Origin of the sequence: Campylobacter concisus, from assembly GCF_902460675.1 — a bacterium.
GTDB lineage: Bacteria > Campylobacterota > Campylobacteria > Campylobacterales > Campylobacteraceae > Campylobacter_A > Campylobacter_A concisus_AJ.
In genome coordinates this window covers 357,037-369,464 of the sequence record NZ_CABPUQ010000001.1, presented here as the reverse complement: position 1 = coordinate 369,464, position 12,428 = coordinate 357,037, and the positions used below count along the sequence as shown (strand labels likewise).

Here is a 12,428-nt window from a genome sequence, read left to right as displayed (position 1 = left end):
AGAGAAAATGAGTGAAATTTTAGAGTTAAATTTTATGCAAAATGCCTTTATTGCGGGCATTTTAGTAAGCATAATATGCGGCATGATAGGCTCGCTTGTCGTGATAAATAAGATGACTTTCATCGCTGGAGGCATCGCACACGGCGCGTATGGCGGCATAGGGCTTGCATTTTTCTTCTCACTCGAGCCACTTTTTGGAGCGAGCATATTTTCACTATTTTTAGCGCTCATCATCGCCACGATCACGCTAAAAGACAAGACAAACATCGACTCCGTAATAGGCGCTATTTGGGCGATTGGCATGGCTATTGGTATCATTTTCATCGACCTAACGCCTGGCTATAACGCTGATCTTATGAGCTATCTTTTTGGCTCGATCCTTGCAGTTAGCGGCACAGATATTATCTTTATGAGCGTTTTAGACCTCTTGTTTTTGGCGCTCATCGCACTTTTTTACCGCCAGTTTGTGGCGATCAGCTTTGATGCGGAGTTTGCAAAACTTCGCGGCGTAAATACGACATTTTTTCACTATCTTCTAGTTTGTATGATGGCGCTTTGCGTGGTGGCTACGATACGCGTCGTGGGGCTAATACTTGTCATCGCGCTACTTACCATACCGCCATATATTGCTCAAATTTTTGCCAAAAGACTTGGGCTAATGATGCTAATCTCAACTATTTTTTCTATCATTTTTTGCTTTAGTGGCCTTGTGATCAGTTTTTATTTCAACCTCACAGGCGGAGCTAGCATCATCTTAGTCGCCTCACTTTGCTTTTTTGCGTTTAGCTTTAAATTTAAAAGCTTGCGCTCGTAGCTCTTTTTAACCTAAAAAGCGTCCAAGCCAAAAAGCAAATCGCCGTAAAATAGACGCTAAAAAATAGCGCTAGCCACATAAATTTGATCTCAAGTCCTAGCCAAAAGACTACCACGTAAAAGAGTGAGCATTGAAGCAAGAGCTGTCTAAAGCCATTTAGCAAAAAGATCGCCACTGGGCGTTTTATAGCCTGTAGCGTGCTGCCTGAGATGTTGATCGTGCCGTAAGCCATGTAGGCAAGTGAGTTGATGCCAAGGTAGAGCTTTGCCACTTCTAGCACGGCTGGCGTGCTGTCAAAGAGCTTGATCGCGCTCTCGCCAAAAAGCCTGATAAAGATGTAGGCAAAGACGCAGTAGATGAGCAAAAAAAGAAGCGATAGTTTGTAGCACTGCATCGCTCTTTGAAAGCTCTTAGCGCCGTAATTTCTTGAGATGATGCTAAGCACTCCTGCTGCCATGCCGATGGTTGGAAGCACTAAAATTTGCTCGATCCTTAAGGCTATGCCATAACCTGCCACTGCATTTACGCCGTAAAAGCTTACAAATTTTAAAAGCACAAGCGAGCCAAGCGACATTGAGAGGTAGTTTAGACAAGCTGGCAAGGCTTGCTTTAGTATCTTTGCCCAGACGGCGAAATTTGGCACGAAGTAGCCTAAATTTCTAGGCTCTATCATCTTGCTTTTTCTTACTTTAAAAAAGAGATAGATCATGCCTAAAAACTGCACGCTAGCCGTTGCTAGAGCAAGACCCTTTACGCCAAGAGCAAAGATAAAAGCAAAAAGATAGCAAAAAAATGCGTTGATAAAAAGGCCACAAAATAGCCAGTTGCGGTAGCTTTTAGTATCGCCAAGTGCGACCAGTATGCCATTAAGCGATTTTATAAGCAAGAAAAATGGAGCTGCAAGAAAGATGACGCCAGCATAGTCGAGAGCCTCTTTTATATAGTGGTGATCGGCGCCTAAAAGGATTAGTAAATTTGGTGCTAGCAAGTAGCCACAAAGTCCCATAAAAAGGGCAAAAAGAAGCACGAAGATGATGCCATTTGAGGCGTAAAGTTTAGCCATTTTTGGTTTGTTTGCGCCTAGGCTGTTGCCTATTAGCGCGGTGAGTGCCGAGCCAAAGCCAAGCCCGATGCCAACGACGCTTAGATAGAGCAAAAAGCTCATCGCCATGCCAGCAACTGCTATGGTAGAAATTTTAGCGGCGAAAAATGTGCCAGTGACGTTGTAAAGGGTGTTAAACATCATGCCCACGCCAGCTGGCAGCGAGAGTGAGATGATTAGTTTATTTAGCGGGTCTTTTAGTAGGTCCAAGCTGCCTTCTTGTTAAATTTCATATGAGCTAAGTTCTATCAAATTTCCATCAAGGTCGTAAATATATAAACTCTTCATTGCTCCCAGAGCTCCGTTTCGCTCAACGACGCCAAGCTCGATCTCTACGCCCTTTTTAAGTAGCTCCGAGCGCACTTCTTCTATGTTGTCTTCAACTATTAAACATATATCAGCACTGCCCTTTGTTGGGTGCTTTGCCGCAGGTAAAAACTCGCCCTCAAACCTATGTAAAATTATCTTTTGTGAGCCAAAATTTAGGCTAATGTGACCGTCTTTCTGAGCTAGTCGCATGCCTAAAATGTCGCAGTAAAATTTAAGCGCCTCTTTAACGTCGCTTACTACGATCACGATGTGATCTAAATTTTTTATCTGTATTTTGGCTCACATCTTTATTTTTGATCTCTTAATGCCCTTTTTCTAGCGTAGATATTTATGCACTCAACCGCCAGCGAGAAGCCCATAGCAAAGTAGATGTAGCCTTTTGGCACATGTACGCCAAAGCCATCAAGCACGAGCGCAAAGCCTACAAGCACCAAAAATGCTAGTGCGAGCATTTTTATCGTTGGGTTGTTATCGACAAATTCTGAGATCGCCTTTGAGGCAAACATCATCACACCAACTGCGATGATGACAGCAAGTATCATGATATCGATGTGCTGAGCCATGCCAACTGCGGTGATAACGCTATCAAGCGAAAAGACTATGTCTAAAATGCCTATTTCTAGGATAGTCGCAAAAAATCCTGGATGAGACTTGCTCTCGTGAGCCTCTTCATGCTTGCCAGTGGCGTTTGCGTGGATCTCCATTGATGATTTTACTATCAAAAATAGACCGCCTATTATGAGCACTAGATCGCGCCCTGTGATGCTAAGCTCGCCTATGCTAAAGAGCGGCTTTGTAAGCTTCATGATCCAAAATAGCGAAAGTAGCAGTATGATCCTAGTGATCATCGCAAAGCCAAGCCCTAAAATACGGCCTTTGCCCCTTTGCTCTGGCGGCAGTTTGCCTACTAAAATAGCGATAAATATGATGTTATCTATGCCTAAAACTATCTCCAAGCCAGTTAGCGTAAGTAGCGATATCCACGCCTCTGGCGAACTCAACCATTCAAACATTCGTTGTTTCCTTTGTTAAAATTTTTATTATGCTTTGGGGCAAAATTTCATGCTCTATGGCGTGGATTTTCTCCTCCCAAGCCTCTAAACTCATGCCATCTTCACGCTCAAACGCCCTTTGCGCGATTAGTTTGCCCCCATCAAGCTCCTCACTCACATAATGCACGCTCACACCGCCTATCATCATATCGCTCTCAAAGCTCTCCTTTATCGCATGCGCGCCCTTAAAAAGCGGTAAGATAGAAGGATGTAAATTTATAGCTTTTACTTGCGTCGTAAAAACTGGCGTTAGTATCCGCATAAAGCCAGCAAGCACCGTTAGATCAGCCCCGCTTTTTAAAATTTGCTCCACCAAAGCTGCGTCAAATTCCTCACGTTTGTCAAATTTAGCACTTTCTATTATCGTCGTTTCAAGCCCAAATTTTTTAGCTCGCTCGATGCCAAATGCACCAGGTTTATTACAGATACAAAGGCAAACTTCGATCTTTACACCGTTAAAAATTTGATTATGAACTTTTTTAAGTATCGCTTCTAAATTTGAGCCACTGCCGCTAAAAAGCACGGCTATCTTTTTCGTAAGCATTTTACTCCTTTGATGATGTCTGTTGGCTCCAGCGCGTAGCTGTTTTTGTCAAAATTTCTAAGGCTAAGCGCATGAGCTAAAGTGGCTGAGATGGCAGCATTTAGTGGCTCGTAGCCTTGAGCCAAAAGTGCTAGCACAAGACCGCTTAGCACGTCGCCGCTGCCGCCTTTTGCAAGCGCGCTTTTACCATAAGGCATGACGTAAATTTGCCCATCTTTGGCGATTATGGTATTTGCCCCTTTTAGCACAAGAACGGCCTTAAATTTCTCGCTCCAAGCCCTCGCGTAAGCGTATCTGTTTTCTTGCAAAGTTTGCACATCTATATCGGCCATTTTGCAAATTTTTAAAAGCGAGCAAAACTCCTTTGGATGAGGCGTCAAGACGCAGTTCTCGCTTAGCAAGTCAAGCACTTTTGGGCTGTAAAAGATATCAGCGTCAAGAACGAGCTTTTTGCCTTTTAAAATTTGCACCTCAAGCTCTTCTACGCCCTTTTTGCCAAGCCCCATGCCAAGGGCTCCAGCGTTCATTTTCTCGCTTATCTTGCTAGCTTGCATGATATGCGTTGGTAAATTTAAACCTTGCTCGCCTATCACGCTAACTAGCCCAGCCCCAAAGGCAAATGCTGCCTTTGCGCAAAGCTTGCTAGCCCCTATGTGCTCGCCAGATATGATAAATGCGTGGCCAAAATCGCCCTTATTTACGCACTGATTTTTTCTGTTTGGAAGCATGAGATTGCATTTTTCAAGCAAGTGATAGTCGCTCTCGCACTCGTAGTTTTGCGCGCTTATGCCAAGAGTAGCGAGCTTTATCTTGCCCACGTAGTCCTTTGCTGCGTCACTATAAAGCCCTAGCTTTCTAGCTCCCATCGTGATAGTAGCGTCTGCTTTTACGCAAGCGCCAAGCACCTTGCCTTCGCTACTTAGCCCACTTGGCACGTCACAAGCGATGATGTAAGCAGGGCTAGCGTTTATTTTTGAGATGAGCTCTATGTGCTTTTCGTCTAAATTTCTATTTAGCCCTGAGCCAAAAAGCCCGTCTATGAGGCATTTTGCGATATTTAAGCTACTTTCTACGTCTTTGCTCTCTCGCACGCCAGTAAATTTAGCCCTTTCAAGCTGTTTGGTGGCAAGTGGCTTTAAATTTTTACTAGCTAGGATAAATTCACACTCAAACTCGCCCTCTAGCATCCTTAAAGCGCAAAGCACGTCAGCGCCGTTATTTCCACTACCGCAAGCGCCAAGCACCCTCTCGCCTTTTTTAAATTTCTTACGGATAAAATTTGCTATGCCTGCGGCTGCATTTTCCATCAAAAGCTCTTCGCTAAGGTCAAATTTCTCGCTTGCTCGCTCGTCTAAAACTCTCGTGTCTAAATATAAATTTTTCATTCTATGCCCTAAAACTAAGCGCCTCTAAGATGTGGGGCTTTAAAATTTGCTCGCTCTCATCAAGATCAGCGATACTTCTAGCCACTCTAAGTGTCCTTTTTATGCCCCTTTGAGAGAGGTTATACTTCGTGGCAGCCTTTTGTAAAATTTCACTCGTCTCGGCGTTTAACGTGCAAAATTTAGCCACCTGCGCGTCACTAAGCTTGCCATTTAGTTCCTCTTGAGCACGCTTTTTTTGAAAGATAAAGGCTTTTAAGACCATCTCGCTCATCTGCTGCGAGCTCAAACTAGCCTTGTCATCTGGCGAGTTCTCGTCCATTGCGACCTTTAGATCAATGCGGTCAAGCACTGGGGCTGAAATTTTGGCTTTGTAGTTTTTTATCTCATTTTCGCTGCATTTGCAGTTTAGGTTGCGGGAGAATAAATTTCCACAAGGGCAGGGATTTTGAGCGGCTACGAAGATAAATTTGGTCTCGTAAGTCACTTTTGAATTTACCCTTGCGATGTGGATTTGATTATCTTCAAGTGGCTCTCTGAGGCTTTCTATCACCTGTTTAGCAAAGTGTGGGAACTCATCAAAAAATAGCACTCCACCATTTGCAAGTGCGATCTCGCCGATCTTTGCGACGTTTGAGCCACCGCCAAAGATCGAGCTTTTAGTCGAGGTGTGATGTGGTGAGCGAAAGGCTCTGGTGCTTGTAAATTCGCTATCTTGCAGGTTTAGCGAGCGGTAGGCGGCGGACTTTAGCACCTCTTCTAGGCTTTGTGGTGCCATGATATAGACGAGGCGTTTTGCGCACATGCTCTTACCGCTGCCTGGGCTACCTTCAAATAAGATATTGTGCATGCCAACAGCTGCGATGACGCAGGCTCTTTTGGCCCTTTCTTGACCCAAAACGTCCTTAAAATCAAGCTCGAAATTTAAATTTGGAACATATCTTTTGCCGCCAACTTCTATCACATTTGAAAATAGCTCGTGCGTGGCGCTAAAATGCGTGCTTTTAGCAAATTCTGCGTCGCTAAAAAACTTTATCGCCTCTTCTAGTGTGCTAATGCCATAAACCTCTAAATTTGGGATCATCGAAGCTTTTGCAGCTATCTCGCTAGGCACTAAAATTTTTGCCTTTTGCACCTGCGTGCTTAAAAAAAGTAGGATTGAAAACAAATTTGCCGTGCTTTTTACGCTGCCATCAAGCCCAAGCTCGCCAAAAACAAAAATTTTCTCCAAGCTCTTTGCCTTTTGAAGAGCGATTAAAAGGGCTATGCTTAGATCAAAGTGCGAGCCACTTTTTGGTAGGTCTGAGGGGGATAAATTTATGGTTATTTTCTGAGCCGGAAAGGCAAAGTCAAGCGCTAAAAGTGCCGCCTTTACACGCTCTGTGCTCTCTTTGATGCTGGTGCTTGCAAGGCCCACGATACTAAAGCCAGGAAGCCCACGAGAAAAGATCGACTCAACATCAATGATCTTTAGTCCGTCGCCATAAGTAGCACATTTTAGGGACTTCATGATGTCTTTTCTTTTTTTTGCTTTTTGTATTCCTTGTCGAATTTTTTACGTTTGTTAAAGCCTATTTTTTCTATAAAAAGATGTCCGTCTAGATGGTCATTTTCATGCTGGATAGCGATCGCTAGTAGCCCGTCAGTTTTTAAGGTCTGCTCTTTGCCAAAGCGGTCTTGAAATTTGATGCTAACGACCTCACTTCGCTTAACGTCCTCGTAGTAGCCAGGCACGCTAAGGCAACCCTCTTGATAGACGCACTCGCCCTCACGTAGCTCAAATTTTGGGTTTATGATCTCGATTAAATTTTCTCTATCTTGCACACCCTCTTCGTTGGCTAAATTTATGATAAAAATTCTCTTTGCAACGCCTATTTGTATGGCCGCAAGACCGATGCCTTCTTTAGCGATCATCGTCTCATACATATCATCAAGAAGTTTGTGAAGCTTCTCATCGAAAATCTCAACCTCTTTTGAAATTTCATAAAGTTTTTTATTTGGATAGGATAAAACGTCTAGGATCAAACTAATTCTCTGCTTTCTCGTCTAAAAATAGTGGCTCGTTTAGGTCTTGGTTGGTCTCTAGCTTGTCAAGTGCGTGTGAGAGCAGCTCTTCTGTGCTCTTTGTCTTTGAGATCATGCTTGAGACTATCTGCACTTCGAGCTTGCACTCTTCGTTGTCGATCTTCCAAGGCATAGATGAGAGCATGTTTAAAATTCTAGCGCACGCTTGCTTTGTGCCGTTTTCGTCGGTGTATTTCATCACCATAGCAAAGCAGCCATCGCCGTAGTGTGCGACTATATCACTTCTACGTGAAGTCCTTAAAAGAAGCTGTGACATACTTTTAAACATATTGTTTCGCTCTTTTAAATTTTTAACGCGATTTGCAAATTTGTCTTTTATCTTAACTAGCAAAAATGAGGCATTATAGCCGTAGCGCCTAACAGACTCGATCTCGCTGCTTATGGTCGCTACTAGAAATTTCTTGTTATAGACCTCATAAGTCGTATCGTAGATCGACTGCTCTTCGATCGCCTTAAACATCTTGCCGACCTCTTCATAGCTCATCTTGATGACGTCAAGGTGCTTATCCATGAGGTCGTTTAGCTTGATGAGGTCTTGATTAAAGGCGCTTAAAACATTTTGGAGCGCAAGGACATTTGTGTTGTTTTTAAGCCCATCCATGCGCTTTTGCACTAGGCCTCTCATAACGCCTAAATTTTTATAGATGAGCACGACAGCTTGAAGCATGCTCTTTATCTGGATAAAGCCTTGTTTTACCTCTTTTTCGATAGAGATGTTGCCATTTGTTGGCACCGAGCTTTCAGAATTTGCCACAATGATATCGCCGATCTCTTTTCTAAACTCATCTGACTGCCCATCAAGCATCTTTTCAAAATATATTGAGTAGTTTGTCGGCGTAGATGGGACGTTGTCGTCGCTTAGCTCGTGTAAAACGTCCTCTGAAAATTTATAGATATTTACCTTTTCTTTTTTGACAGCTGGCTTTGCTTCAGCTGCTTTTTTCTTTGGATCTGGTGCGTTATCTATCTTTATCACTTTGGGCCTTATTTAAAACTTTTCTCCAAAATTTTATCGACAAGTCCGTACTCTTTAGCTTCAGCTGAGCTCATAAAGAAGTCGCGCTCAGTATCTTTTACGATCTTGCTTAGCTTTTGACCTGTATTTTTTGCCAAAATTCCATTTAAAATTTCTTTCAAACGCAAAATTTCACGAGCTTGTATCTCGATATCAGTCGCTTGTCCTCTAGCGCCACCAAGTGGTTGGTGTATCATGATACGAGAATTTGGTAATGCATATCTCTTTCCAGGTGCGCCACAGCTTAGTAAAAATGCGCCCATACTAGCGGCCTGACCGATGCAGATCGTGCAAACATCTGGCTTTATGTAGTTCATCGTATCATAGATGCTAAAGCCACTTGTTATCACGCCGCCTGGTGAGTTTATATAAAGGTAGATATCTTTGTCTGGATCTTCAGCCTCTAAAAATAGCAGCTGAGCGACGATAGAAGCAGCCATGCCGTCCTCTATCTCGCCACTTAGCATAACGATCCTGTCTTTTAAAAGACGGGAGTATATATCATAGCTTCGCTCACCTCTACTAGTTCTTTCAACTACGACAGGAACGTAATAGCTCATTACTCAGCCTTCTCTTTTTTGCTTGCTTTTTTCTCGTCTTTTTCTTTGTTGAAAAGCTCGCTAAATAGCTTTTCTTCGATCATCGACATCTTTATTGCTGGAAGCATGCCTTGGTTGCGGTACATTTCAAGGTGCGCTTTTGGATCTTGACCGCTTCTATACGCCTCAAAATAGATCGCTTGAACGACCTCTTGATCGCTCACTTTCACGCCTCTTACGCGAGCTAGCTCATCGATGATGAAAGTTAGGCGAACGCTATTTTCAGCATCTTTTCTATACTCGTCACGTTTTTTAGCTAGAGCGTCTTTGTCTTCTCTAAATTTCTTCATATCGTCTGGAGTAAATGAGCTCCATGCGTTTCTAAACTGCATATCGATCTCTTGCTCGACGATATTTTTTGGCACATCAAATTTAAATTTCTCAACCGCAGCTTCAGCAAATTTTGGTTTTAGCTCTTCGTTTATAAGTTTATAAATTTTCTCTTGGCGAATTTGCTCTTTTATGCGCTCTTCAAGTAGCTCTTCAGTTGGTTTTTCTTCGTTTGGAAGGATAGTTTTTAGCATCTCTTCATCTAGTTTTTCAGGGATCTTTCTCTCTTGAATTTCGTGAAGTTTGACTTTAAAAACAGCATCTTTGCCAGCTAAATGTGCAGCGCCATAGTTTTCTGGGAATTTAACGTTTATATCTTTTTCGCCGCCAGCTTTTATGCCTACCATGCCATCTTCAAAGCCTGGGATGAATTGATTTGAGCCGATCTCAAGCACGTAGTTTTCAGCCTTGCCACCTTCAAATGCAACGCCATCAACAAAGCCCTCAAAGTCAAATTTAGCAAAATCGCCCACTTTTAGGCCTCTTTTGCCCTCTACTTTTTCAAGCGGAGCTATCATTTTTAAAAGCTCAGTTTTCTTCTCATCGATATCTTTTTTCAAAACGCGTGGGTTTGAAAACTCAGGTATCAAGCTCTCATAACCGCTCACATCAACGCTTGGCTTAAATGAAACTGTTAGCTCAACGTCGATCTTGTCATCTTTTTTGTCAAATTTTGAAACGATAGGCTCGCCGATAAGGTCGTCATTCTTCTTGCCTGCTTTTTTGATAGCCTCTTCGACTACATCTCTTAAGACATCTTGCTCAGCGTCGTTTGTTAGCTCTTTCTCGTAGCGTTTTAGCACGACAGCGACTGGCACATGGCCTTGTCTAAAGCCATCTACTTTCATAGTTTTTGCCGCTTTTTTTGCTAGTTTTTCTACGCTAGACTTTATAGTATCTGCACTTACAGTCGTGCTTGCTAGGGTATTTACGCTATCTAGAGCTTTGATTTTGATTTCCATCGAATTCCTTTATGAATACAAATTTTTAGCCCAAAATATAGCAGAATTTTCCTTATTTCATTGTAAATTTGTAAATTTTTATAGATATAAAAGGCGTTTTAACGTAGAATTTGGCGATAAAATTATGGAGAAAATTTATGCAAGAGAGTTTTGAAAATTCAGTTAAAAATATGCTAACTATCATCGGCGAAGATCCAAACAGAGAAGGGCTTATTAAAACCCCAGAACGCGTTTATAAAGCTTTTAAATTTCTAACTAGCGGATATGAGCAGGACCCAAAAGAAGTCCTTGGTGACGCGCTATTTACTAGCTCAAATAACGAAATGGTTTTAATGCGAAACATCGAGTTTTACAGCCTTTGTGAGCACCATTTGTTGCCAATAATTGGCCGTGTGCATGTGGCATACATCCCAAATGGCAAGGTTGTTGGCCTTAGTAAAATTCCACGCATGGTAAATATCTACGCCAGACGCTTGCAAATTCAAGAGCAGATGACCGAGCAGATCGCAAAGGCGCTTGAGGACGTGATCGCTCCAAAAGGCGTTGGAGTAGTCGTCGAGGCAAGGCATATGTGCGTTGAGATGAGAGGTGTGGAGAAGATAAACTCGACTACAACGACCTCTGCGCTTAGGGGCTGCTTTATAAAAAACGCCGACACAAGGCGAGAGTTTTTCTCGCTTATAAATTCGCCTAGGGAAACGCATTTTTGAGTTTAGAGCGTATAAATTCAAGGCTTAAAGAGGGCGTGAAGCTCTCAAATACTTTTGGCGTCATCACAAAGATCACAGCTACTACGATAGAGATCACTGGACTTCGTCCAAGTATCGGCGACATCGTGCGAATAGTCGCAAAAGACAAGAGTAAAAACGGCCTTGGCATGGTCACGCAGATAAAAACAGATGGCGCTTATATCAGCCCGTTTGGCTTTGTCGAGGGCTTTAGGATAGGTGACTTTGTCTATGAGAGCGATCAAGGCATGAGCATACCTGTGGGGCCAAATTTGCTTGGTCGCGTAGTCGATCCATTTATGAAGCCCATTGATGGCAAAGGGGCGATTGATACGACTGAATATATGCCGATCATGAGAGCGCCGATAGATGCGATGAAAAGGGGTCTTATAAATGAGCCTTTTAGCGTTGGCATAAAGACGATAGATGGGCTACTTACTTGCGGCAAGGGGCAAAAGCTGGGAATTTTCGCAGGTTCAGGCGTAGGCAAATCAACCCTCATGGGTATGATCGTAAAAAATACGCTAGCGCCCATAAAAGTGGTCGCATTAATAGGCGAGCGTGGCCGTGAGGTGCCTGAATTTATAGAAAAAAACCTAGGCGGCGACCTAGAGGGCACGGTCATCATCGTAGCGACCAGTGATGACAGCTCGCTCATGCGAAAATACGGCGCATTTTGTGCGATGAGCGTGGCTGAGTACTTCAAACAGCAGGGCAACGACGTGCTTTTTATCATGGATAGCGTGACGCGTTTTGCGATGGCGCAGCGTGAGATCGGTCTTGCGCTTGGCGAGCCACCGACCTCAAAGGGCTATCCGCCAAGCTCGCTCACACTCTTGCCACAGCTAATGGAGCGCGCCGGCAAAGAGGAGGGCAAGGGCAGTATCACGGCGTTTTTCACCGTGCTAGTCGAGGGCGATGATATGAGCGACCCCATAGCCGACCAAAGCCGCTCTATCCTAGACGGCCACATCGTGCTAAGCCGCGAGCTAACGGACTTTGGCATCTACCCACCTATCAATATCCAAAACTCGGCCTCGCGTGTCATGGGCGACGTCATCGGCAAAGAGCACAAGCTAAATGCGATGAAATTTAAGCGCCTTTACTCACTTTTAAAAGAAAATGAGGTCCTGCTTCGCATCGGCGCATATCAAAAGGGCAGCGACAAGGAGCTCGACCTTGCGATCTCAAAGAAAGAATTTATGGAGAGCTTCTTAAAACAAAGCTCAGAAGAGGCCTTTGCGCTTGAAGAGGTCGAAGAGTTGCTTGATAAGATCAATCAGTAAATTTCTGAAATTTGCAACCTTTTTATAAATTTGACTACTAAAATTTCATAATCTTTTATTAAAAAGATCGGTAAATTTTGCATTTTTTGGTGCGAAAAGTGATGTTGCAAAAGTCGCGGGGTAGAATTTAAAATTTATGTGATTTTGCGAGGTTAAATTTCGTGGAGTGGGCGGCTTTTTGTGTTAGGCAAAAAACGAT

The 12,428-nt window shown here is 43.3% G+C and carries 13 protein-coding genes; 3 read left to right on the top strand and 10 right to left on the bottom strand.

The features are described 5' to 3' along the window. Window positions 1–7: 7 nt before the first annotated feature. Window positions 8–814: a metal ABC transporter permease gene (locus F3G88_RS01805; protein ID WP_103575551.1), complete on the top strand. Its 807-nt coding sequence runs from the start codon at window positions 8–10 to the stop codon at window positions 812–814. Here F3G88_RS01805 and F3G88_RS01800 read toward each other — a convergent pair. From F3G88_RS01800 to tig, 10 genes are read right to left on the bottom strand one after another with little or no spacing between them, the layout of a single operon-like run. Next, a complete protein-coding gene (locus F3G88_RS01800; RefSeq protein ID WP_149715219.1) occupies window positions 795–2,126 on the bottom strand; it encodes an MATE family efflux transporter in 1,332 nt (443 codons plus the stop codon). The two genes, F3G88_RS01805 and F3G88_RS01800, sit on opposite strands and share 20 nt — an antisense overlap. A gap of 12 nt (window positions 2,127–2,138) precedes the next feature. Beyond that, the gene (locus tag F3G88_RS01795) at window positions 2,139–2,492 is read right to left on the bottom strand and encodes a VOC family protein (RefSeq protein WP_223228706.1); all 354 of its coding nucleotides are present in this window, start codon (window positions 2,490–2,492) and stop codon (window positions 2,139–2,141) included. A 41-nt stretch (window positions 2,493–2,533) separates the two neighbouring features. Then, a complete protein-coding gene (locus tag F3G88_RS01790; RefSeq protein ID WP_021087117.1) occupies window positions 2,534–3,259 on the bottom strand; it encodes a TerC family protein in 726 nt (241 codons plus the stop codon). Then, window positions 3,252–3,842: a phosphoribosylglycinamide formyltransferase gene (gene purN / locus F3G88_RS01785; protein ID WP_148824137.1), complete on the bottom strand. Its 591-nt coding sequence runs from the start codon at window positions 3,840–3,842 to the stop codon at window positions 3,252–3,254. The genes F3G88_RS01790 and purN overlap by 8 nt, the downstream gene beginning before the upstream one ends. Continuing rightward, the gene (locus F3G88_RS01780) at window positions 3,824–5,227 is read right to left on the bottom strand and encodes an NAD(P)H-hydrate dehydratase (RefSeq protein WP_149715218.1); all 1,404 of its coding nucleotides are present in this window, start codon (window positions 5,225–5,227) and stop codon (window positions 3,824–3,826) included. The genes purN and F3G88_RS01780 overlap by 19 nt, the downstream gene beginning before the upstream one ends. A gap of 1 nt (window position 5,228) precedes the next feature. Further along, window positions 5,229–6,734: a YifB family Mg chelatase-like AAA ATPase gene (locus tag F3G88_RS01775; protein WP_149715217.1), complete on the bottom strand. Its 1,506-nt coding sequence runs from the start codon at window positions 6,732–6,734 to the stop codon at window positions 5,229–5,231. Then, window positions 6,731–7,249: a peptide deformylase gene (gene def, locus F3G88_RS01770; protein ID WP_149715216.1), complete on the bottom strand. Its 519-nt coding sequence runs from the start codon at window positions 7,247–7,249 to the stop codon at window positions 6,731–6,733. Before def ends, F3G88_RS01775 begins: the two co-directional genes overlap by 4 nt. 1 nt (window position 7,250) lies before the next feature. Then, a complete protein-coding gene (locus F3G88_RS01765) occupies window positions 7,251–8,285 on the bottom strand; it encodes a GGDEF domain-containing protein (RefSeq protein WP_149715215.1) in 1,035 nt (344 codons plus the stop codon). 8 nt (window positions 8,286–8,293) lie between these two features. After that, window positions 8,294–8,884: an ATP-dependent Clp endopeptidase proteolytic subunit ClpP gene (gene clpP, locus F3G88_RS01760; protein ID WP_004317374.1), complete on the bottom strand. Its 591-nt coding sequence runs from the start codon at window positions 8,882–8,884 to the stop codon at window positions 8,294–8,296. After that, window positions 8,884–10,215: a trigger factor gene (gene tig / locus F3G88_RS01755; RefSeq protein ID WP_103574116.1), complete on the bottom strand. Its 1,332-nt coding sequence runs from the start codon at window positions 10,213–10,215 to the stop codon at window positions 8,884–8,886. The genes clpP and tig overlap by 1 nt, the downstream gene beginning before the upstream one ends. Window positions 10,216–10,352: 137 nt before the next feature. Between tig and folE the strand changes: the two genes are divergently transcribed. Together folE and fliI are read left to right on the top strand one after the other, a co-directional pair. Beyond that, window positions 10,353–10,925, top strand: a complete 573-nt coding sequence (gene folE, locus F3G88_RS01750; protein ID WP_012001018.1) for a GTP cyclohydrolase I FolE — start codon at window positions 10,353–10,355, stop codon at window positions 10,923–10,925. Next, window positions 10,922–12,229, top strand: coding sequence for a flagellar protein export ATPase FliI (fliI, locus tag F3G88_RS01745; protein WP_004317323.1), 1,308 nt, complete (start codon window positions 10,922–10,924; stop codon window positions 12,227–12,229). The genes folE and fliI overlap by 4 nt, the downstream gene beginning before the upstream one ends. The last annotated feature ends 199 nt before the right edge of the window (window positions 12,230–12,428 follow it).